Source organism: Rickettsia endosymbiont of Cardiosporidium cionae, from assembly GCF_015476335.1.
Classification (GTDB): domain Bacteria; phylum Pseudomonadota; class Alphaproteobacteria; order Rickettsiales; family Rickettsiaceae; genus JADHZC01.
Genome location: NZ_JADAQY010000002.1, coordinates 166,532 through 189,808, shown reverse-complemented (window position 1 = coordinate 189,808; position 23,277 = coordinate 166,532). Strand labels below are relative to the sequence as shown.

Here is a 23,277-nt window from a genome sequence, read left to right as displayed (position 1 = left end):
ATAATCATTATTAAATCAAAAGCTATTCAAATATAAGTATAAGTAAAAATAATTATTTAGTAATTTTATATATGTAACATTTTATGTTGTATCATTGCATCTGTAAAACCTAAAAATAATGGATGAGGGTTCAGAACTGTACTTTTCAATTCAGGATGAAATTGGGTTGCAACAAACCAAGGGTGATCTCTTATTTCAATTATTTCCACTATATTATTTTCAGTATTCATACCAGCAAATACCATACCATATTCTTTATACAATTTTAAATACCGATTATTAAATTCATATTTATGTCTATGCCTTTCATAAACCAAATCTTTTTTGTAACATAAAGCAGATCTGGTATCAGCAAAAATCTCACAGTTATATGCTCCCAGCCTCATATTAGATTTTAATGATTGTATATTGGTAGTATTTTCAATAATGTCAATTACAGGAGTTTTAACATCCGGAAAAAACTCTGTAGAGTGACTATCAGCTAGTTTAATCACATTTCTACTATATTCTATTATTGCACACTGCATACCAAGACATATACCAAAAAATGGTATATTATTAACTCTAGCAAATTTTATGGCATTTATTTTACCCTCAATTCCTCTATAACCAAAACCTGAAGCTACTAGTATACCGTCCAATCTAGATAATGCATTATCTAGATAAGCATCTTCTTCACATAATGAAGAATCTAAATACTGAATATTTATTTTACACCCTGTGTAAGCCGAGGCATGAATTAATGATTCACGCAGAGAGATATAAGCATCTGACAATTCTACATACTTCCCTATTATTCCTAACTTTACATCATATTTAGGATTTTCTAACTTTTGAATAAAATAATTCCATTGTCGTAAATCAGGTTCTGTAATATTGCAGAAATTGAATTTTTTTAAGATAATGTAATTCAGATTTTCTTTTAGAAGCAGTATCGGTACTTTGTAGATACACTCTGTATCAATTGCCTCTATCACATCTTCAATATTCAGATTACAGAATAGTGCTATTTTTTTACGTAATTCTAAAGAAATACATTGAGATGCACGACAAACCACTATATCAGGCTGTATACCATAAGATAACAAAGTTTTGACAGAGTGCTGAGTAGGCTTGGTTTTTAATTCTTTAGTAGAACCCAAATATGGCAAAAGAGTTAAATGTATATTTAATAAATTTTTAGAAGTCAACTCCAATCTAAACTGTCTCACTGCTTCTATAAAAGGTAAAGATTCTATATCTCCTACTGTTCCCCCTATTTCGACTATAATGATATGATTATCATCAGTATCATTACTCAGAAGTTTAAAATATTCCTTAATCTCATCAATAATATGAGGAACAACCTGTACAGTTTTACCCAGATAAATCCCTTTCCTTTCCTTTGCAATAACATTTTGATAAATACTACCTCCAGTGGTATTATTGGCATAACTAGTTGTGATATCAAGAAACCTCTCATAATGCCCCAAATCGAGGTCTGTTTCCATACCATCATCAGTGACATAACATTCTCCGTGTTCATATGGGTTCAACGTCCCAGGATCTACATTAATGTATGGATCAAATTTCTGAATAGCAACTTTATAACCGCTGGATTGCAAAAGTTTCCCTAAAGATGCAGCAACTATTCCCTTACCTAAAGAAGATGTAACACCACCAGTTATAAAGATATACTTACTCATAATTTTATACTACAAAATTAAAACAGATATAAAACAATAAAATACTTACTCAGAAACAAATAGAACAAAATTCTACAGCGGTACAAGATTATAAGTACTAAATAACAGCATTGAATTGCTATAAAATATAAAAAATAATGCAACATCAAATAAATTGATTGCAGCTATTAGACTCAAAATAACAGAACACCAACACCAGCAGCTCTGTACTGGTTAAAAAACAGTACTACTACTGTATAATTTTTATCAAAAATAAAAAAAACACTATCTATTTTGTAACACAATAAATGCAGAACCAGACTCATATCTCACATTCAGTAGTAGAACTCTATAATCTTTTTTATTTACTATATCTTTAAACTCCTGTACGTTAGCAACGTTTTTCTTGTTAACAGATGTGATAATATACCCTTCACGCAAACCTAAACTCCAAGCGACTGAACCCTTAGCAACTGATGTCACAAAAACCCCTTTAACATCTCTATACAAAGGATGAGAAGAAGGTATATTTGAGATAGAAACACCTTGTAATAAAGATATATCCATATCAGAGTATGTCTGAGAATCATTTAATGCTTTATCTATTTTTACATCAACTTCTTGATATCTTTTATTACGTAGAAATCTAACTCTAATTTTTGCACCAACATCCTTAAGACTAACCATACTTTTCAGCATAGAAACGCTTTCTATCTGATGACCATCTACACTGACAATTATATCCTCTGCTGCTAACCCTGCTTTATCTGCGGGCCCGTTTTTAACTACACTAGAAAGCAACACTCCTCCACTCGCTAGCATTTCACTAACTCCCATCTCTTTTTTCACTTCTGGTGTAAGATCTTGGATCAACACACCTATAATACCTCTACTTACCCTACCATCTCTTACTATTTGCTCATAAACTGACTTTACAATATTGATTGGAATAGCAAAACCTATACCACTACTTCCGCCACTCCTGCTAGTTGCTATGAGAGCATTAATACCAATTAGCTCGCCTTCAAGATTAATCAGAGCCCCACCTGAATTACCAGGATTGATCGAAGCATCTGTTTGTATAAAATCTTCTATACCTCCTAGCCCCAAATTTTTTCTGCCCAAAGCACTTATAATTCCTGAAGTCACAGTATGATTAAGACCCATAGGATTGCCTATAGCTACTACAAAATCTCCTACTTCTAATGCTTCTGCATTACCAAGCTTAAATGAACTCAATTTACTACTATTCACCTTTAACACAGCTATATCTGTTTCTTTATCTGAACCTATTGTTTTAGCATTTAGAGTCCTTTTATCCTGAAGTGTCACTAAAATTTCGTCTGCATTATTTACTACATGATAATTAGTAACTATATAACCTTTATCACCATCTATTATTACACCTGAACCTATACTCTTAGTTTCTCTAGATTGAGGAATAAAATTTTCTAATCCTTCGAAAAAATTCCTAAATATAGGATCATTGAACAATAAATCATTCTTATCTATCGCTACCTTGCTGGAAATAGATAAGTTAACTACTGAAGGTAAAACATTTTTTAAAATAGGGGATAAACTTTTAGTACCACTAGGTATAACTCCAGAGAATGCAGAAACACTAAAAATACATAACAAAACTCCTATTAACAAAGGAAAAACGGGATACCAAATCACTTTACTCAAATTTAATATATTCTTCATTCTATATCAATATCACTTTATAATTAAAAATTCCTCACAAAACCAATATAAGGTAGACTAGTAAGGGCACCTACTCACCAAGTGAGTATATTAATAAGAGGAGATGAAATCAATAAAATATTGATTTTTTATCACTTATATCTAAGATAAGAGATCTTAGTAACAATAGAAATTTAAATTACTTTATTAGTTGATAAAAATATGGCTCATAACTCAATATTATTAAAAAAGGCATTAGAATTGGGTAAGCAAACTATGCAAAATATTGATTCAAGAGCTATTGATACAGAATTAATTTTATCAAATGCTATAAAAAGGCCACTGGAATTCATTATCACAAACCCTGGCTATGAACTAACTCCGTTGGAAACAACAAAATTTCTTTCGATGCTTAAAAGGCGTATAAAATATGAACCAATGGCCTATATATTAGGATATAAGGAATTCTATAATAGATTTTTTTTTGTTAATAATAAAGTTTTAGTGCCTAGGAATGATTCTGAAATTCTTATAACATCCGCTATCAACGAGTATAAAAAATATTCAAATGACCAAGAAATAAAATTATTAGAAATAGGTACAGGTTCAGGAATAATATCGATTACCCTAGCTCTAGAACTACAAAATCAGAGATTAAAAATTACTTCTACAGATATAAGTAATAAAATATTAGAATTAGCTAAAAAAAATGCTAGATATCATAATACCAAAAATATTCATTTTATAAAAAGTAATATTTGGCAGAAAATAAATAGTGAAAATAAATTTACAGCTATCATCACAAATCCACCATATGTAGCAAGAAACGAAAAGAACTTAATGTCAAAAGAAACAAAACTATATGAGCCTTCAAATTCTCTATATGCTAAAAATAATGGAATATATTTTTATCAAAAAATAATATCCAAAATAGATTTATATCTACAACCAAAAGGGTTGTTATATTTAGAGATATCGTTTAATAAATTAACTACGATACTAAAATTATTGAAGGAATATAATCTAGAAATATTAGATATACTATATGATATACAAAACCATCCAAGAGTTATCAAATCCCAATTAAAACTATAAGATGGCCAATATATAATCTAATATTAAATACAAAAATTACTGCTGCTCAAGATCTTTTTTAAACAATGCATTAACTGTTATAGCTATTTTATCTCCTCTAATCACAACCTCTCCTTTACCTATAGCTTTATTATTAACATATATATCCACTGATTCTCCAACATTTCTATCCAAAACAATAGAAGAGCCTTTAGTTAATTGCAAAATTTTGTTCAGACTCATTTTAGTGGAGCCCAAAACTGCTGATAGCGTTATTGGTATATCATAAAGAGACTCCATATTTAATTCTTTCCTTTCATCTTTTTCATCCTGAGATTCATTAACTTCATTTTGTACTGAATCTATTGTTTCTATTATTTTTTTTTCCATATATTTATACTTATTTTATTCATTAATACTATTAATAACCATCCATTATATAAGTGTTATTAGCTGTTTTATAACATTTTCAACAGCTGATGTTAATTCATGCTGATTATACCGAAAAGATACACTAGAACACTTTACATCGATATTACCAACTTCCTGAGATACATCTGTGCTAAGCACAATGCTATCTTTATTGTTTAATTCACTAAAATTTAAAATTTCTTTAAATAACTCATAATTCACAGGATTCACACAGATTGAGACTTGACGCTTTTCTTGAATTTTATCTAATTCCACAGCAATATACTGATTAAATATCTTATTAAAATCTACAGGTAAAATCAAATTTAATTTTTTTACCAGTATTTGCAAAATAGCAATAGAGAGTTCAGTAATTTTTGGTACTATATCATTTTGAATATCCTGATTAATAATTAAGTCAAATTTTGATTTAAGCTCTTTGATAATAGAAAGTTTGACTTCTAAAGATTCAATAATATTCTCATAGTGATATCTTACTCCTTCTAATTCTGCATCATGTTCAGATTTAGTTATATAATCTTCTCCAGTTTTTTTTTCTTCATTTTTTTCAGGTAAAAGATTGTTAATATCTTGCTGATCAATATTATCAATTTTATCATATACTACATCACCATCTGCTACATTGGCATTTGTTACATCAGTATTTTCAGTATCTTTTTCTGTAGGCAGTAACTCACTAATATTGAATTTATCTACCATACCACTATCTGATTCAACTAACTCAGAATCCAAAATTGATACAGAAGAATTATTTAAAAAGGCAATATCATCCAAAACCTTACTATATTTTATAAGTGAATCGCTTGCTACTCCAACTCCACTACCAGTAACACCTGAACAGCCCTCTGTAACACGCTTTGATGAATCATCATACTTCTCCTTATTGATATTTTGTTTATCAAATTCTTCTAACAATTGATATAATTTTTTCATATTGTCAATCAGCACTTACGTAATAAATTCATCATCACCAGCATTCATCATTACTTCTATTTCACCACTATCTATTAAGGATTTAGCCTGTGCTACTAATTCTGCTCTTGCACTATCTACTGCTTTTACTCTAATAGGGCCAAGTGTCTGAATTTCTTCTTCTATAATTTTTGCTGCCCTCTGAGACATACTTCCAAGTATTACTTGTTTTATTTGAGTTGTAGCCCCCTTGAGTGATTTAACTAATTTGCTTCTATCAAATGACCTCAGTAACACTTGGATATACTGGGAATCGATTTTTACCAGATCAGCAAAAGTAAACATTTTATCTTTTACTTTAAGCGCTGCTTCTGGTGTAATTTCACTCAATATAGACATAAACTTATCTTCACTATTACGATCCAACTGATTAAAGATCTCTGCGAGCATCTCAATGCTATCGCATTTTTGTGTTTTACCTATACTATGGATAAACTCTTCTCTTAAAACACTCTCTACCCTTTTTAATGTCTCTTGTTGTACAGAATCTAGATTCAGTATCCTACTAAGAATATCTGATACAAAATCGTCTGAAAAATAGCCCATAACTTTTGATGCATGCAATGGAGAAATCTTTGACATAATCAGCGCTACTGTCTGAGGATGTTCTTGCATACAATAGGTAGCAAGAGATTCTTCACTAACATGTGATAATTTTTCCCAAGTATTCTTACCTCTAGGCCCTCTAATTTCTTCCATTAGATGGCTTAGTTGATCTTGATTCAAGAATTTTTTTAATAATCGTTCTGTAGTATCAAGGTTTCCTAAAAAATTAGAGTCTGTCACAAGTTCATAAGCTAACTGTTTTAGCAAATTATCTACTATTTCATTGCTAACCTTACCTAAATTAGACATAGCATGAGAGACAATTGTAATCTCATCATCATTCATATAAGAAAATACTTTTATTGCATTATCTCCAGATAAACTAAGCATTACAATTGCAGCCTTCTGATCTCCAAGTAATTGGAGCACGTTATCTACTTTAACCACTGGTATATCACTTTTTTTATAGTTAATTAAACTTAAACATTTATAATATATCCAATTAATATATACGAATATGCAATTTTACTCAACATATGACTCATTAATTACTATATTAGTCTACTATATTAATCTTTATGAATCCATCTTCTAATAATATTTACAAGTTCCTCAGGATTATTACTAACTATATCATTAATTTTTTGTCTAATACCCACAAGCTGCTTACCCTCGGTGGTATTACTATTGATTTTTTCAGGAGACTGAGAAGAAACTCCAGAATCCTGCAACTCAGTATCTACATTTGTTTTCTTCTCTACATCCCCAGAAATATTACTACCAGTACTACTATTACTGCCGAATAAACCAATATTTCGCAATTTTTTTTCTTTTTCCAAAGGCCTTATTATCAGCGGCTTTATAATAAAAATAAACATCAACATTATAATAATTAATATAATTATATTCTGTAATAGCTTAGGTATCTGATATTTATCAACCCAATATTTATTATCATCTTCTTGCATTAAATCACTATTTAAAAATTGCATATTAATGACTTCAATTTTATCTTCTCTTTCATTACTAAACCCTACTGTGGCCTTGACTAAATTTTCTATTTTTCTTACTTCTTCTTCTGTTCTAGGTGTGTATTTTAATTCTTTGGTTTGGCTATTAGATTGATAAGTACCATCTATCAATACCCCAACAGATATTTTAACTATGCTACCAGGCTCAATTATATGATTTTTAATAGTCTTTGAAATTTCATAATTAGTTTGCTGATCACTTTTTTCAGTGATTGATAAAGATGAATTTTTATTAGAGCTCTGGCTAGAATCACTACCAGGTAAATTATTACTGACTGATATATCAGAAGCTTTAGATCCTTGTGAAGGATTCTGCTCTCTTTCATCGGTAGTTTGATTAGATCTAATAACAAAACCATCTGGATCATATATCTCAGAGTTAGTAACTATCTTATCAAAATTCATTTCCACTGAAACATTAGCCTTAACTTTATCATATCCTAAAATATTACCAAGCAACTCCTCGATATTATTCTTTAATCTGGTTTCATGATATATTCTAAACTGATTATTTTGTTCATTATTACCATTAAATGCTTCTGATCCTCCTGCTTTCAGAATTCTACCCTTATTGTCAACTATAGTGATGTTTGTAGATTCCAATCCTGGTACTGCTGTCAATATTAAATGGGTTATAGCCTTAGTTTCAGAATGATTAAGAGTATAATTATGCTTTAACTTTAACATAACTGAAACTTTGGGTTCCAATTTTTCTTTAGAAAACAATTCTCTTTTGGGGATTACCAGATGAACACGAGACTTTTGAACATTATCAAAAGCATTAATAGTTCTACTCAATTCTCCCTCTAGTGCCCTTAATAACTTAATATTCTGAGTAAAACTCGTAACAGATATACTATCTTCTTTATCAAAAATTTCATAGCCGACAGCAGCACTACTACTAGGTAATCCTAACTGTGCTAAATCTACCCTTATTGCTTCTACGTTACTAGTTTCGACATGAATAACACTATTATCCCTAGACAACCTATATTTTATATCTTTTGCACTGAGCTCATGCACTATCCTATTACTGTCCTGAGGGTCAAGATCATAATATAATAAAGAATAACTAATAGTAGAATTTGAGTAATATATTATTGTAATTAATATTAAAAAAAATACAACAGATATCAGAATAATCACCCTGATACTCAAATTACTCAATAAATATTTTACATGTTCATATGATGAAGAAAGCGACAAGGACATTTTAATTTTAATTGTAAAAGTTTAACAATCTAAACTACACAGATATTTATCAGTTAAATGCAATTTAATTTACACAAAAATTTATAAACATCTCATTGATTTATGCTATTAATACTATAAAATCAATATTTTTATTCTATCAAATAATATTAATTAAAATCTAACGAGCAGATTCACAATACTATAAACCCAATCTAAATAATTAAATACACTTATATCACAATCAAAAACTATATAAAACAGTTTAAAATTAACATGATCAACATCAACAATTATCTAAAAACAAAAATCACAATAAAAAATATAATAACATGAATAATTTTATCAACTAGCTGGCTTACTATAAATTATTTCAGATTATTTAACAAATTTTGTAAATCAGCAGCTGTTAACTTTTCGTAGTAATCATCATTTATTAATACTACTGGAGCATTAACACATGCTCCTAAGCACTCAATTTCAGAAAGAGTATATAACCCATCTTTGGATGTCTCGTTAAGCCCAATACCAGTGATTTTTTTACAAATATTTGTTATATCAGATGAACCTCTTAACCAGCAAGGTGTAGTACTACAAATTTGTATATGATACTTACCAACTGGTTTAAGATTAAACATAGTATAAAACGATACTACTTCATAAACACTGATAACAGAAATATTGATGAAATCAGCAATATATTCCATAACATCTTTTGAAATCCAATTATGATTTTGCCTCTGAGCTAATTCTAAAAGCGGTAATAAGGCGCTTCTCTTTCTGTCAGCAGGATATTTACTCATAATCTGCTCAGCTAGTTTTAAATTTTCATTACTGAAAGCAAAAAATCCCATAATCACCTTAACATATCATTATAAATTAATTATAACAAAACACATTTCACTACCTATCGACTTCACCAAACACTATATCCAAAGTAGATATAATAGAAACTACATCAGCTAACAAATGACCCTTCACCATAAAATCTAATCCTTGAAGATGAGCAAAGCCAGGAGCTCTAATACGACATCTATAAGGCTTGTTAGTACCATCTGAAAATAAATACACACCAAATTCTCCTTTAGGAGCCTCTACCACGCCATAAGCTTCACCTGGTGGAACATTATAACCCTCTGTATAAAGTTTAAAATGATTAATAAGAGCTTCCATAGAATTTTTTATATCATACCTACTAGGGGGAGTAATAGAGAAATTCTGAACTTTCACTTCACCATCTGGCATTTTGTCAATACATTGATGTATTATTTTGATAGATTGATACATTTCTGCTACACGTACATTATACCTATCATAACAATCCCCATTCTTACCTATGGGGACTTCAAAATCCAACTCCGAATATATTTCATAAGGATTCGACTTCCTAATATCCCAACCTATACCAGAACCTCTTAACATAGGGCCAGAAAAACTCCACTCCATTGCCTCTTTTGCTGTAACAATACCAATATCTACCAATCTTTGTTTCCATATACGATTATTAGTGAGCAAATTTTCAACATCACTCAATTTTTTAACAAATTTTTTTGCAAATTCATCTATATCGTCTAGAATACCAGCAGGTAAATCTGCAGCAACACCACCGGGCCTAAAATAATTGGCATGCATTCTAGAACCAGAAACCGCTTCATAGAATTCCATAATTTTCTCTCTTTCTTCAAACAACCAACATAAAGGAGTGGTGGCTCCAAGGTCAAGAGCCTGAGTTGTAATATTCATTATATGATTTAGTATACGCGTTAACTCTGCGAATAATACTCTAATATACTGTGATCTTTTTGGTATAGTAATGTTTAACAAAAGCTCTACAGCAAGGGCAAATGCATGTTCCTGACACATAGGAGAAACATAGTCCAACCTATCAAAATACGGTATGGCTTGTGTATAAGTTTTATGTTCTATAAGTTTTTCAGTACCGCGATGTAGCAGCCCTATGTGAGGATCAGCAGTATTTACTACTTCACCATCCATTTCTAATATTAGCCTTAATACACCATGGGTTGCGGGATGTTGAGGTCCAAAATTAATTTTAACATTTTTCTTATTATCCATTTGATCCATAAAAAACTATAACTTCTACTAAACTGGATACCAAAATATTACTAAACATGATTATTAATGCCTAAATCCCAAATTGCTTCACCTAAGGATTACCAAATCATATCAGTCAAACTCTAATTATAAAAAATAAATTAAAAGTAGATACTAAATTATAACAACTATTCATATATAAATATAAATTCATATTTATTACTTAATTTTATTTAAATCACTAGCTATCAACTCAACACCAAATATTACAATAACCCAAATAAATAAGAAAGGATTTTTATTTGAAACTATCGTACAAATCTCAGCAGTAAATTAATTAATTTACTTATAATTCAAAAATGATAAACTGTAGGCGTTTGTATGTAACCAATACTAGATTAGATTAATATATTGCTATAAACATTTAAAATAAAATCTTACATATTGCATATTTTTATTTTAAAAACTACAAAATACATGATTAACAAATGATACAGAATAATCTGAAATATCAGCAGCTTCTAGAAAAAAAGAGAAATGCAGCAAGGATAGGAGGGGGGGAAGAAAAAATTAATTCCCAATATCAAAAAGGTAAACTTACCGCTAGAGAAAGAATAGAAGTACTACTAGACCCTGATAGCTTTGAAGAAACAGGAATGTTTATAGAACATCGTTGTGATAATTTTGGCATGTCAGAAAAAAAATTTCCAGGCGACGGAGTGGTAACAGGTCACGGAACAATAAATGGAAGATTGGTATTTGTATATAGCCAAGATTTTACAGTATTAGGTGGTTCTCTAGGAGAATATCACGCAAAAAAAATATGTAACTTAGTTAAATATGCAATCGATGTAGGAGCACCAGTTATAGGCATTAATGATTCAGGAGGAGCAAGAATTCAAGAAGGGGTAGATTCTCTAAGCGGTTATGGAGAGTTGTTTTACCTAAATGTGATAGCATCCGGAGTGATACCACAAATTACTTTAGTTATGGGGCCCTGCGCAGGGGGGGCGGTATATTCACCAGCTTTAACAGATTTTATATTTATGGTAAAAAATTCTTCTTACATGTTTGTAACAGGGCCAGAAGTAGTAAAAGCCACTACTACAGAAGATATAACAAAAGAAAAATTAGGTGGAGCAAAGGTCCATACACAAATCTCTGGAGTAGCGGATATGGCATTTAATAATGATATAGAGTTACTGCTCGAAACTAAAAGATTTTTAAATTTTTTACCCCTTTCAAACAGACATGATTTACCAGTACGTAGTACAAAAGATCCTGCAGATAGAGTAGAAATGTCACTCAATAATTTGGTACCGGATATCCCTAATAAATCTTATGATATGAAAGAACTCATAATAAAGATAGTAGATGAGTATGATTTTTTTGAGATCCAATCTGAATATGCAAAAAATATTATTATAGGATTTGGATATATTGAAGGTTCCCCCATAGGTATTGTTGCCAATCAACCATTACACCTGGCAGGATGCTTAGATATAAAAGCTTCAAGAAAAGGAGCGAGATTTGTTAGATTTTGTGACGCATTTAACATTCCAATAATTAACTTTGTAGATGTACCAGGGTTTTTACCAGGGTCTGATCAAGAATACAGCGGGATAATTAAACATGGAGCAAAACTATTATATGCCTATGCAGAGGCTACAGTCCCTAAAATTACAGTTATTACTAGAAAAGCATATGGGGGAGCGTATATAGTAATGAACTCTAAGCATCTACGTGGGGATTTTAACTACGCGTGGATTAACTCAGAAATTTCAGTGATGGGAGCTGAAGCAGCAGCAACAATAATATTTAAAACAGAATGCAAAGATGAAAACCTAAAACAGCAAAAAATAGAGGAATATAAAGAAAAAGTAACATCGCCTTTTGTAGCCGCATCCAGAGGATATATAGATGATATAATTCAGCCTCAAAATACTAGATGGAAAATCTCTAAAGCTTTAAAATATCTTAAAAATAAAAAATTAAATCTCCCTTGGAAAAAACACGATAATATGCCTCTTTAAAAGAGTTTTAAAAACTTATTGAAATTTAAAATTCATATTACACTCTAAAATCCATGACAATTAATTGTAAGCATCTAAGAATTTAAGAAGTTTTGTTGATTAATTTTTATTAACATATTAACATCAATACCAAATAACTTATACCACTAGAACACTATGGGAAACAAACTATTCGAAAAAATATTGATATCAAACAGAGGAGAAATAGCTTTAAGAATAATAAAAACTCTAAAAAAAATGGGTATAAAATCTGTAGCAGTCTATTCTGAAGCTGATACAAACTCAAAACATGTACAATACGCAGATGAAGCACATTATATAGGGAATTCTCCAGCAACATCTAGTTATCTTTCAATAAAAAATATAATAGATGCAGCACGTAAAAGCGGAGCACAAGCTATACACCCAGGTTACGGATTTTTATCAGAAAATCCTAATTTTGTAAATGTACTCAAAAGAGAAGGAATAGTCTTTATAGGGCCAAGTGCTCAAATAATAAAAAAAATGGGTGATAAAATTGAAGCAAAAAAAATTGCAATTGATGCAGGCGTCACCACAGTACCAGGATATATAGGAATTATCAGTAATATATCGGATGCCACAGATATAGCAAAAAATGTAGGCTTTCCTGTTATTATAAAAGCAGCAGCAGGAGGGGGAGGAAGAGGTATGAGAGTAGTGAATAATGCAAAAGAAATGCATAAGGCTTACTTATCAGCAAATATTGAAGCAGAAAATTGTTTTAATGATGGTAGGTTATTTATTGAAAAATTAATAATGGCTCCAAGACATATAGAAGTGCAATTATTAGCAGATCAATATGGTAATACCGTATGCCTTGGAGAAAGAGAATGCTCAATACAAAGGCATCACCAAAAAATTATAGAAGAAGCTCCAAGTAGCTTTGTAGATAATATACTTAGAGAAAAAATTTATTCTGAAGCCATAAATTTATCAAAAAGAGTAGGATATTACTCAGCAGGCACAGTCGAATTTATGGTAGATAAAGATAAAAATTACTATTTCCTTGAAATGAATACTAGGTTACAAGTAGAACACCCCATAACAGAACTTATTACAGGGGTAGATATAGTAGAACAAATGATTAGAATAGCTGCAGAAGAAAAATTATCTTTCAATCAAAATGATATAAAACTCAATGGCTGGGCAATAGAATCAAGGATTTGTGCAGAAGATCCTAGTAGAGGTTTTTTACCTTCTAGCGGTAGAGTTTTAGGTTATAAAGAGCCTCCTAAAGATACAAATATCCGAATAGATAGCGGAATAGATGAAGGAAGTACAATTAGCATGTTCTATGACCCTATGATAGCAAAATTATGCACATATGGAGATACAAGACAAAATGCAATAACACAAATGACTAACGCACTGAGCTCGTTTGTAATTCAAGGTATTTCACACAACATTAGCTTCTTAGAAGCTGTAATTAACCATCAAAGATTTATGCTGGGTGATATCAATACCAGATTTATAGAAGAAGAATATCCAGATGGATTCTCTGGTGCTACATTAACCTCAGAAACTACTAAAATATTCTTAGCTTCAGCTATTTTTATACATATCTCAGCACAAAAAAGAGCAGCTTCAATCTCAGGCCAAATCAATAATCAGCTAAATAAAATAGGTACCAGATGGGTAGTCAGTATTGATAATAAACAGTTCCCCATCATAATAAAGCCGATACAAGATGATACATATAATATAAGATATAGATATGAAAAAATACACATAGAAAGCAAATGGCATTTGGGGAATCCCCTATTTACAGCAGTAGTCAATGGACAAAAAGTTAATGTAAAATTAGAAAATATATCTACCGGATATAAGCTCACTCATTTAGGTAGCACCGTAAAAAGCTTTGTAAGATCACCCAGAATTGCTGAGCTAGAAAATTTAATGAAAAATATCGTAATACAAGAAAAACAAGATACCATATACTCACCTATTTCTGGAGAAGTGATTTCTATTAATATAAAAGTTGGTGATAAAATTAAAACTGGTCAAGAATTATTGGTTATTACCGCAATGAAAATGGAAAATATAATCATTGCAGAATCAGATTCAATAGTTAAAAACATTTTAATAACTAATGGAGAACATATTATAACAGAACAAAAATTAATAGAGTTAGAATAAAGTAAATAATTCTGATATTAAAAAATCTGATAATTTAAAAACATCAATAATAGCTATTGTGAGATATAGTAGTAAAATAAAATTTTGTAGTAGTGAAGTAAATTTAAAAACTTGTATTGAGTACAGACTCAATATAAACTGCATCTGATCAATATTATTAAACTATCCAGTAATTTTATATTAATTACCCGTATGAATATAAAACAAATAATATATCATGCTCGCTCTATACAACATTTAATAAGGCGTGATCAATTAAAATTGGGTAAAATACTACAAAGAAATGTTGAATCAAATGAGAAATTTAACGATATTTCATCTAAAGAATTATACGAAGATCTTTGTAATCACCTAAAATACATGAGAGATCTATTTATAGAATTTAATCAAAAAATTCTTAGCTCCAAAATATTAGATCAAATATCTTTTGACGTACGTACTAACAAAATGGTTGAGTGCTATAATTTTGTACTAGATATACTAAAAGGCACTAATCCCGAAATACTCGATATAAATCCTACAGACGCAGGAGAAGATTTTTTAGCTTTATTAAATGAAGCTAAAATGCCATTATTTGACAATTCAATTGTTAAAAATGCATTCAATAATAACAAAATACTCAATACTGCTTTTTGGGGAACATCAAACACCAGCTTTCTATCATTGATACTAATTTCTACTGTAGAAATGCTAACTAAACAATCTATGTATGACATTACAGGAGGAGATTGTTATATTGTAAAATGTTTTTCTTTACCAAAAAGTCTAAATATCGATTCTGTATTAGTACACAAAAATTATATGGATAGCATTTGTACTATACCTATAGTCCATAGTTGGTATAGTTTTGGCGGTTCAAGAAAAGAACAGTATAAACCATGCAATCCGCAAGATTGTTCTTCTAGTATTGAATTATATTATGCTCATAATAAGCCACAAAATATAAATTTTACTACATTTGACTTATCTATGATAGGTAACAGTTTAAATCCTGCAGCTTGTAACAGTAATAGATCATTAAGTATAAATTACTTAAGAAAACTGTTTGATACGACTGATACCCCCAATCCAGGAGATATTTACTGCCATAGACAATTCAAAGATAAAAATTTATCTGGTATAGGCCATGCAGGACACGCTGCGATAGTGCTCGATAATAAAATTCAACATGGTAAAATTCAAACTTTATCATTTAATAGAAATCAGCCTAAAAAAGAAGGTATACTTGTAGAAGAATTTGATGTAATACAAAAACCGTTATATCAAAAATGCTTTTTGAAGCCAAAATATGATGTATACAAAACAGATTTACTAACAAATATTTGGGATGATAAAATAGATGCTAATATTTTGGATAATTATCAATACGAAAGTTTTAAAGATTTAGGTATAATATTAGGAGACTGTGACCAGTTAATCGAACAACAAATTTAATTAGCAAAAAACTACATTAGCTTAAAATATCTGGAAGCATTAAGAAAAACAATAACAGTAAATAATTTTTATGCACTCACGATGAAAAGCAATATAGCATTATAATGCTAATAATTGTAATTAACTGAAGTGCAATCCTAAGTGACATCAATCTGGTGGAACTATACTTCAAATTTTGTCTAAATAATATTGATACAACACCAAATACAACCGAGAGTAAAGTTAAACCAGCTAATACTAGAGCAATGATCATAAAGAGAAAATCATACAATTCACCTAATAAAACACGCAATAAATTATATCAAGTAATATCTAAAGAATCTATCAAAGATTTTACCGATTCAACAGACTTAGAGAATAATTGAGATTCATTCTCGTTAAGAGGCAACTCAATAATTTTTTCTACTCCCTGATCCCCTATGATAACAGGGACACCAACATAAATATTATTATATCCATACTCTCCATCTAGATAAGCAGAACAAGGGAGAATCTTTCTTTTATTCAACAAATAGCTTTCAAGCATCTCAAATATAGCAAACGCAGGAGCATAATATGCAGAACTAAATTTTAATAGTGAAACTATTTCACCTCCACCATTTTTAGTACGTTCTATAATCTTATCAATTTTTTCTTGAGTACTCCAACCCATTTTTAGAAATTCACTAATAGGTATACCACTAATAGTAGTATAGCGTATCAATGGCACCATAGAATCACCATGCCCTCCTAGAACAAAACCATCTATATTCTCCACTGAAACATTAAATTCTTGCGCAATAAAAGTTTTGAATCTTCCAGTATCCAATATACCAGCCATGCCCACTACTTTTGATTTATGCAACTTACTCAATTTATGCACTGCATAAACCATAATATCTATAGGGTTGGTAACTACTATTACAAAAGCATTTGGAGAATATAAGCTCAACGCCTCTGAAATAGACCGCATGACAGCAATATTTGTTGTTAGCAAATCATCTCGACTCATATTAGGTTTTCTGGAGATACCAGCTGTTATGACAACAACATCTGAATCCTTAATAGACTTATAATCAGTACTAGCATCTATGTTAGTATCAGAATTATTAATTGTAATAGCTTGTGATATATCAAGTGACTTACCGCAAACCAAACCCTCATTAATATCGCATATCACTATATCCCCAAGATTTCTTGCGGCAATAATATGCGCTAATGTTCCTCCTATATTACCTCCTCCGATCAATGCAATTTTTGTTCTTCTACCCATAATATATAAACTTAACTAAATTATCTATAATTATCAATGAAGTTCTCTATAACTACGAATTCATAGATTGGAAAAATTCTTTGTTAATATCAGTATCTCTCAATTTTTCTAAAAGAAATTCCATAGCATCCACACTCCCCATTGAACTGATAATACGCCTCAACACCCAAGTTTTAGAGAGGTCAGACTTACTCACCAATAACTCTTCCTTACGCGTACCAGATTTATTAATATCGATAGCAGGGTATATTCTCTTATCTGCTACCTTACGATCTAATACGAGTTCAGAATTACCTGTTCCCTTAAACTCTTCAAATATTACTTCATCCATTCTAGAACCTGTCTCTATTAAAGCAGTAGCAATCATTGTTAAAGAACCTCCATTTTCTATATTCCGAGCAGCTCCCAAAACCCTTTTTGGTCTTTGTAAGGCATTTGCATCCACTCCTCCTGTTAATACTTTACCTGAAGATGGGACAACATTATTATAAGCTCTTGCAAGCCTGGTTAAAGAATCCAATAATATTACTACATCCATTTTATGTTCAACTAGCCTTTTTGCCTTTTCGATTACCATTTCTGTGAGCTGTACATGCCTTGATGCTGGTTCATCGAAAGTTGAACTTACCACTTCTCCGCGGACTGATCTTTGCATATCAGTTACTTCTTCTGGTCTTTCATCTATTAAGAGTACCATCAAATATATATCAGGATTATTACTAGTAATAGCATGTGCTATATTTTGCAACAGTACAGTTTTACCAGTTTTAGGAGGAGCAACGATAAGTGCTCTTTGTCCCTTCCCCATAGGAGCTATAATGTCAATTACTCTAGTACTGATATCATGCTGTACACCAGAGCCTTTCTCAGTTTCTAATACCAACCTATTATCTGGAAAGATCGGTATCAAATTATCAAAATGCACTCTATGATATGCATTATCATTATCTTCGAAATTGACTTTATAGACCTTCAAGAGAGCAAAATAACGCTCACTAGATCTAGGAGCCCTAATCTGCCCTTCTACGGTATCACCCTTTTTCAAGCCTAATCTTCTAATTTGACTAGGTGATACATAAATATCATCTGGCCCGGGTAAATAATTAGTATCCGGTGATCTCAAAAAGCCAAACCCATCGGGTAAAATTTCTAATACTCCATCACCATAGATCACACCACCTGCATCGACTGTATATTTTAGTATTGCAAATATCAGTTCTTGCTTAAGTAATGAGCTAATATTTTCAATTTTAAGTTCCTCTGCTTTTTTCTGTAATAACTCTGGTGATTGTTGTTTCAAATCCTTCAATACTACATAACTGCTACCAGATTTATCATCTAAATTAATAGACTCCTCAGTACTGATATCACTGTTGGTTTTGTTATTCTGAGCATGAGAGGAGCGTCTTACCCCTTGTATGCCTTTACGTTGAATTGTCATAAATATTTATCGTATAATTTAATATATTGTAATCGCTATTTAATTAACCTTTACTAGACACTGTAAAAAATTTATCAAACACATAAAATCCTATTAAAGACTGATTTAGAATATACAGCTTAACAAAACACCAAGCTCAACTCCTAAAAACTACAATCACAAGGGCGGATAAAACGATCGATACACAAACAAGAATATAAAAGAAGACTAAAGATAGGAGCCCTCCGACAGGAATGATATCACTATACGAGTATCCTGTCAACCGGAACTCACCTAATTAATTGCTCCTCTATAAAATAAAATGATAAATCTACAATAGATGTTGCCTTAATTCCAATATTTTAAATAATTCTCCCATATACTGCTTACTTATCAACCTTTTAACCTGATTGACTAAAATATCTTGCACGTGTTTATTATGTTTATGTGCTATTAACTTATTAAGCCTCATTAAGATACCGTATTTTATCAAAAAATCTTTCTGAGTATAAAATAAAATATCTGTTATTCCAGCATTCATTGCTGCTTGTTTTAATTTATAAAAATCAACATGCGCACTCAAATCAGACTGACCGATACAAGTGAATATCGGTGAATACTGATGATTAAGTAAAGATTGTAAGCTATTATTAAATGTGAAGCTATCTCTAATTTTAGGTATATAATTATACCCATAATCGATAAATAATGCGGATCCACTATTTTTCAATAAATGTTTTGATAATAACTCTACAAATTCCAGAGCAATATTAGATTCTTCAATTATAGCTCCATCCAGCGCATTAGGATATATTGCAATAAATCTGTTGCATAAAAATTCTTCACCATAGAATTTGTTATAAATAATATCAAAATTATCAGTGGAAATTCCACATGTCATCTCATAATAATTTCCACCAACTTTGATATATTGTTTAATGGGCATAGAATCTAGAAACTCGTTTGCAATAACAATTGTCGGAATATTTGGTAATGAATAAATATTTTTGATCCAATGAATTTTATCATGATACCTGAATAAAAGTTTTTTTTGCTGTAATATCAACTTATTATTGATGTCTAATAAATAAATCTTTAACCCATTAAATAATGAATCATTTAACTGCAGAGTTTTCAGTATATCTCTTTGTAAAACTCCACTACCAGGTCCAAGTTCAAGTAATAAAATTTCTTTAGGGGATCCTAACATTTGGTACTGCTCTATAATCCATAATCCAATAATCTCACCGAACATCTGAGAGATTTCTGGAGCAGTAATAAAATCTGAACCGATAGTATCGATACAACGATAATAAGAATCTGTTGTATTATTCAGCGCAATAGACATTAAGTTGTCTATTGTTATAAAACCATTATTCTTTATATATTGCCTTACTTCAAGCTCTGGTAAAGAATTATTCATGATTTTCATAAACACACAGACACATAAATCAAATAATAGTGATAGCTGTGAATGAAACTTCTCACAAACAAAATCAATATAACATAAGATAGAAGATCACGTAAAACATTAAGAAAACACGGCTGATTAACTAAATAGATATCGCTGCTCCAAGGCAATTGATAAAGTACCTTCATCAAGATAATCCAATTCACCCCCAAAGGGTATACCATTTGCTAATCTAGAAGTCTTAATAGAATGCTCTTTGAAATATTCTGTAATAAAATATGCCATTGTTTGCCCATCTAAGGTAGAATTCGTTGCTATTATTATTTCTTGTGTATTTTGAGATTTACACCTATCTAACAATTTTGCTAAACTGGCTGTAGTATGATGATTATCACTAATATTCTTATAAGATTTACCTAGCACGTGATAATATCCCTTAAACACCTCACTTCTTTCTATAGCCCACAGTTCTGATACTGTTTCTACTATAGCTATTACAGAAGTATCACGATTCTTTGAAGAACAAATATTACAGATCTCATTATAATCAATATTATTACAAATAGAACAATTTTGTATCTGCTCAGCCGCACTTATTAAACCTTCTATCAAACTCTTCAATCTTAGATCCTTTTCTTCTAACAAATGTAGAACTATCCTGCGAGCAGAACGATTACCCAGACCTGGTAATTTTGAAAATAAATATATTAGCTGATCTATACTGGTATTCTCTAACATCAAATAGCTTTTAATATTTATTTTAGTTATATTATAAAAATGGGAATTTAAACCCCTGAGGCATCCCGGAAATATTAGTAAAATTCTTAGCAAATTGATCTTTAGACTCAAGATTCAACTTTGATTTAGCATTATTATATGCTGCAATAATCAGGTCTTCTAAAATTTCTTTTTTTTCAACATCTAATAACGAATCATCTATCTTTAAAGACTTGATTTCACTATTCCCAGAAATAGACAAATTAACCAACTCTCCTCCTGAAGAGCCAAAAAACTCTTGATCTACTAAATCCTGCTGTATTGCCTGCATTTTTTTCTGTATATTCTCACCTTGTTTAAGTATTTGGCTTATATCCATCACGTCCCACGATTTTAAAATTAAACTAAACTGAATTAGGTATGAAGCAAGATATCCTGTACAGTAACATGAATAAAATTCCGTTCTAATAACTTAAAACACTTACTAGATTTAACATCAGAAACAATCTTATCCTTAATACTAATTATATCCTTCTTGACTAAATAATGCAACTCCCACATACCATTACTCCACCCTTCCAGTATCTTTTTGAACATAGACAACTTATCATGGCTAAGTTCACCAAATATGCAAACCTTATTATGCTCTACCATAGTAATCTCAATCTGATTCATAATAATATAGTATAGATCAAAAGCTTTAAGCTCATAGCAATAACGGATAAAATTAATTAAAGAATCCAAATCATTTCTATCATCAAATAGAGCCTCAGACTCAACATGAACCTCTGTGTTAGATATTGTAGTATTTTTATGGAGACAATCAATCTTATTATCAATATCATCCTGGTATTCAGGGTGAATAGAAGCATTAAGGTTAGAACTGTTACCTTTTTGATGAATTACGATATTAGATTTCGCTTGATCAGTAGACTTAATATTAGATTTGTCCTGATCAATAGACTTAATATTAGATTTGGCTTGATCAGTAGATTTATAATATTTCAAATCAATTTTAGTATCAATATCTGCAATATCTGAATTATCCTCAATTTTCACTGCACAAGAATAAATAGCTTTGACAATCAACATTTCTAAAAATACTAACATATTATGAGTAGATTTGATCTCCATTAAAGCTTGAGTAAAAATTTGCCATAATATACTTAAATGCTCAAGCGAAACAGTATTTAAAATATTTTGTATCTTATCCAAATAATTTTCATGTATTATATTATAATAACTATCTAGTAACTTATATTTAACCAACTCTGCTAAAAAATCTGCTATATTAGCCAAAAAAATCTCAATATTAGCAGTATTCATATAAACATTATTGATATTATTAAGTGCAGAAGTAATATTGCCACATATAATATTTGCGGTGACATCGATCACATCAGAAAAAGATCCTAGAGATAAAACATCAGTGACTATCTCAATAGTAACATGATTAATTTTATTAATATTACTGTAAACCACAGATTGTTCTAACATTGTCAAAGCATCACGTACTATGCCTTCTGAATTTTGTACTATAAGCTCTATAGCCCCTTTATCAATACTCATCTCTTCAGATTTTGCTATATCACTAATCAACTGGTATAATGCTGTATTTGTACAACGCTTAAAATTATAGCGCTGACACCTAGAGACAAAAGTCAAAGCTATTTTGTGTATTTCTGTTGTGGCAAATATAAATACAACATGGTTAGGAGGTTCTTCTATAATCTTAAGTAAAGCATTAAATGCGTTTTTAGAAAGCATATGCACTTCATCTATTATAAACACCTTGTATTTGGATAACATAGGTAAATACTCTGCAATAGATATAATATCACGGATATCATCAACACTAGTTTTACTTGCAGCATCAAATTCTAAAATATCTGGGTGAGCATTATCATTAACAGCAATACAATTTTTACACGAACCGCATGCTGTAGCACATCCGGCAACATTACTTATATTTGTACAATTTACAGCCTTTGCCAATGCTCTAGCGGCCGATGTTTTACCTACACCCCTAGCCCCAGTAAACAAATAAGCACTAGCTATTTTGCTACTTAATACAGAATAGTTAAGTATCTTGGTTACAATTTCTTGCCCTTTAATTTCACTCAAATTCTTTGGTCTATATTTTTGGGTAATAGAACCATACCTTGAATTCATACTAGTATTTATGATTGAGTGAAACGCTATACC

At 30.5% G+C, this 23,277-nt stretch carries 19 protein-coding genes; 4 read left to right on the top strand and 15 right to left on the bottom strand.

Going from position 1 to position 23,277, the window contains the following annotated elements:
• Positions 1 to 65: 65 nt before the first annotated feature.
• Together IHI24_RS02110 and IHI24_RS02105 are read right to left on the bottom strand one after the other, a co-directional pair.
• Positions 66 to 1,685, bottom strand: coding sequence for a CTP synthase (locus IHI24_RS02110; RefSeq protein ID WP_194966416.1), 1,620 nt, complete (start codon positions 1,683 to 1,685; stop codon positions 66 to 68).
• Positions 1,686 to 1,949: 264 nt separating this feature from the next.
• A complete protein-coding gene (locus IHI24_RS02105; RefSeq protein WP_194966415.1) occupies positions 1,950 to 3,368 on the bottom strand; it encodes a Do family serine endopeptidase in 1,419 nt (472 codons plus the stop codon).
• 201 nt (positions 3,369 to 3,569) lie between these two features.
• Between IHI24_RS02105 and prmC the strand changes: the two genes are divergently transcribed.
• Complete coding sequence (gene prmC, locus IHI24_RS02100) at positions 3,570 to 4,442, top strand: peptide chain release factor N(5)-glutamine methyltransferase (protein WP_194966414.1); 873 nt, start codon at positions 3,570 to 3,572, stop codon at positions 4,440 to 4,442.
• A 36-nt stretch (positions 4,443 to 4,478) separates the two neighbouring features.
• Here the strand turns inward: prmC and fliN are convergent, their stop codons facing one another.
• From fliN to IHI24_RS02070, 6 genes are all read right to left on the bottom strand, one after another.
• Positions 4,479 to 4,811 (bottom strand): flagellar motor switch protein FliN, encoded by a 333-nt coding sequence (gene fliN / locus IHI24_RS02095; protein ID WP_194966413.1) that lies wholly within the window; start codon positions 4,809 to 4,811, stop codon positions 4,479 to 4,481.
• 45 nt (positions 4,812 to 4,856) lie between these two features.
• A complete protein-coding gene (locus IHI24_RS02090; RefSeq protein ID WP_194966412.1) occupies positions 4,857 to 5,786 on the bottom strand; it encodes a hypothetical protein in 930 nt (309 codons plus the stop codon).
• Positions 5,787 to 5,801: 15 nt separating this feature from the next.
• Entirely contained in the window at positions 5,802 to 6,818 is a 1,017-nt protein-coding gene (locus IHI24_RS02085) for a flagellar motor switch protein FliG (RefSeq protein WP_194966411.1), read from the bottom strand.
• Positions 6,819 to 6,940: 122 nt separating this feature from the next.
• The gene (gene fliF, locus IHI24_RS02080; RefSeq protein WP_194966410.1) at positions 6,941 to 8,614 is read right to left on the bottom strand and encodes a flagellar basal-body MS-ring/collar protein FliF; all 1,674 of its coding nucleotides are present in this window, start codon (positions 8,612 to 8,614) and stop codon (positions 6,941 to 6,943) included.
• Positions 8,615 to 8,961: 347 nt separating this feature from the next.
• Complete coding sequence (gene nuoE, locus IHI24_RS02075) at positions 8,962 to 9,447, bottom strand: NADH-quinone oxidoreductase subunit NuoE (RefSeq protein ID WP_194966409.1); 486 nt, start codon at positions 9,445 to 9,447, stop codon at positions 8,962 to 8,964.
• A 49-nt stretch (positions 9,448 to 9,496) separates the two neighbouring features.
• Positions 9,497 to 10,669 (bottom strand): NADH-quinone oxidoreductase subunit D, encoded by a 1,173-nt coding sequence (locus IHI24_RS02070; protein ID WP_194966466.1) that lies wholly within the window; start codon positions 10,667 to 10,669, stop codon positions 9,497 to 9,499.
• A 467-nt stretch (positions 10,670 to 11,136) separates the two neighbouring features.
• Here IHI24_RS02070 and IHI24_RS02065 point away from each other — a divergent pair, with 467 nt between their 5' ends.
• From IHI24_RS02065 to IHI24_RS02055, 3 genes are all read left to right on the top strand, one after another.
• Positions 11,137 to 12,681: an acyl-CoA carboxylase subunit beta gene (locus tag IHI24_RS02065; protein ID WP_194966408.1), complete on the top strand. Its 1,545-nt coding sequence runs from the start codon at positions 11,137 to 11,139 to the stop codon at positions 12,679 to 12,681.
• 156 nt (positions 12,682 to 12,837) lie between these two features.
• Positions 12,838 to 14,838 (top strand): acetyl-CoA carboxylase biotin carboxylase subunit, encoded by a 2,001-nt coding sequence (locus IHI24_RS02060; RefSeq protein ID WP_194966407.1) that lies wholly within the window; start codon positions 12,838 to 12,840, stop codon positions 14,836 to 14,838.
• A gap of 192 nt (positions 14,839 to 15,030) precedes the next feature.
• Complete coding sequence (locus IHI24_RS02055) at positions 15,031 to 16,272, top strand: hypothetical protein (protein ID WP_194966406.1); 1,242 nt, start codon at positions 15,031 to 15,033, stop codon at positions 16,270 to 16,272.
• 76 nt (positions 16,273 to 16,348) lie between these two features.
• On the opposite strand, the gene IHI24_RS04790 is transcribed toward IHI24_RS02055, so the two are convergent.
• The 7 genes from IHI24_RS04790 to dnaX form a co-directional block, all read right to left on the bottom strand.
• A complete protein-coding gene (locus IHI24_RS04790; protein WP_407690723.1) occupies positions 16,349 to 16,525 on the bottom strand; it encodes an HIG1 domain-containing protein in 177 nt (58 codons plus the stop codon).
• Between the two features lie 48 nt (positions 16,526 to 16,573).
• A complete protein-coding gene (gene mdh, locus IHI24_RS02045) occupies positions 16,574 to 17,524 on the bottom strand; it encodes a malate dehydrogenase (RefSeq protein WP_194966404.1) in 951 nt (316 codons plus the stop codon).
• Between the two features lie 52 nt (positions 17,525 to 17,576).
• A complete protein-coding gene (rho, locus tag IHI24_RS02040) occupies positions 17,577 to 18,965 on the bottom strand; it encodes a transcription termination factor Rho (RefSeq protein ID WP_194966403.1) in 1,389 nt (462 codons plus the stop codon).
• Positions 18,966 to 19,275: 310 nt separating this feature from the next.
• Complete coding sequence (locus IHI24_RS02035; RefSeq protein ID WP_194966402.1) at positions 19,276 to 20,376, bottom strand: SAM-dependent methyltransferase; 1,101 nt, start codon at positions 20,374 to 20,376, stop codon at positions 19,276 to 19,278.
• 117 nt (positions 20,377 to 20,493) lie between these two features.
• Positions 20,494 to 21,093, bottom strand: a complete 600-nt coding sequence (gene recR / locus IHI24_RS02030; RefSeq protein WP_194966401.1) for a recombination mediator RecR — start codon at positions 21,091 to 21,093, stop codon at positions 20,494 to 20,496.
• A gap of 31 nt (positions 21,094 to 21,124) precedes the next feature.
• The gene (locus tag IHI24_RS02025) at positions 21,125 to 21,451 is read right to left on the bottom strand and encodes a YbaB/EbfC family nucleoid-associated protein (protein ID WP_194966400.1); all 327 of its coding nucleotides are present in this window, start codon (positions 21,449 to 21,451) and stop codon (positions 21,125 to 21,127) included.
• Between the two features lie 35 nt (positions 21,452 to 21,486).
• On the bottom strand, positions 21,487 to 23,244 hold the full coding sequence (dnaX, locus tag IHI24_RS02020; RefSeq protein WP_194966399.1) for a DNA polymerase III subunit gamma/tau: 1,758 nt from the start codon (positions 23,242 to 23,244) through the stop codon (positions 21,487 to 21,489).
• Positions 23,245 to 23,277: the final 33 nt, after the last annotated feature.

Excerpts from the sequence above, each read along its gene's own strand:
- IHI24_RS02110 (WP_194966416.1), bottom strand. The coding sequence starts at position 1,685 with ATGAGTAAGTATATCTTTATAACTGGTGGTGTTACATCTTCTTTAGGT.
- IHI24_RS02105 (WP_194966415.1), bottom strand. The coding sequence starts at position 3,368 with ATGAAGAATATATTAAATTTGAGTAAAGTGATTTGGTATCCCGTTTTT.
- prmC (WP_194966414.1), top strand. The coding sequence starts at position 3,570 with ATGGCTCATAACTCAATATTATTAAAAAAGGCATTAGAATTGGGTAAG.
- fliN (WP_194966413.1), bottom strand. The coding sequence starts at position 4,811 with ATGGAAAAAAAAATAATAGAAACAATAGATTCAGTACAAAATGAAGTT.
- IHI24_RS02090 (WP_194966412.1), bottom strand. The coding sequence starts at position 5,786 with ATGAAAAAATTATATCAATTGTTAGAAGAATTTGATAAACAAAATATC.
- fliF (WP_194966410.1), bottom strand. The coding sequence starts at position 8,614 with ATGTCCTTGTCGCTTTCTTCATCATATGAACATGTAAAATATTTATTG.
- nuoE (WP_194966409.1), bottom strand. The coding sequence starts at position 9,447 with ATGGGATTTTTTGCTTTCAGTAATGAAAATTTAAAACTAGCTGAGCAG.
- IHI24_RS02070 (WP_194966466.1), bottom strand. The coding sequence starts at position 10,669 with ATGGATAATAAGAAAAATGTTAAAATTAATTTTGGACCTCAACATCCC.
- IHI24_RS02065 (WP_194966408.1), top strand. The coding sequence starts at position 11,137 with ATGATACAGAATAATCTGAAATATCAGCAGCTTCTAGAAAAAAAGAGA.
- IHI24_RS02060 (WP_194966407.1), top strand. The coding sequence starts at position 12,838 with ATGGGAAACAAACTATTCGAAAAAATATTGATATCAAACAGAGGAGAA.
- IHI24_RS02055 (WP_194966406.1), top strand. The coding sequence starts at position 15,031 with ATGAATATAAAACAAATAATATATCATGCTCGCTCTATACAACATTTA.
- IHI24_RS04790 (WP_407690723.1), bottom strand. The coding sequence starts at position 16,525 with ATGATCATTGCTCTAGTATTAGCTGGTTTAACTTTACTCTCGGTTGTA.
- mdh (WP_194966404.1), bottom strand. The coding sequence starts at position 17,524 with ATGGGTAGAAGAACAAAAATTGCATTGATCGGAGGAGGTAATATAGGA.
- rho (WP_194966403.1), bottom strand. The coding sequence starts at position 18,965 with ATGACAATTCAACGTAAAGGCATACAAGGGGTAAGACGCTCCTCTCAT.
- IHI24_RS02035 (WP_194966402.1), bottom strand. The coding sequence starts at position 20,376 with ATGAAAATCATGAATAATTCTTTACCAGAGCTTGAAGTAAGGCAATAT.
- recR (WP_194966401.1), bottom strand. The coding sequence starts at position 21,093 with ATGTTAGAGAATACCAGTATAGATCAGCTAATATATTTATTTTCAAAA.
- IHI24_RS02025 (WP_194966400.1), bottom strand. The coding sequence starts at position 21,451 with ATGGATATAAGCCAAATACTTAAACAAGGTGAGAATATACAGAAAAAA.
- dnaX (WP_194966399.1), bottom strand. The coding sequence starts at position 23,244 with ATGAATTCAAGGTATGGTTCTATTACCCAAAAATATAGACCAAAGAAT.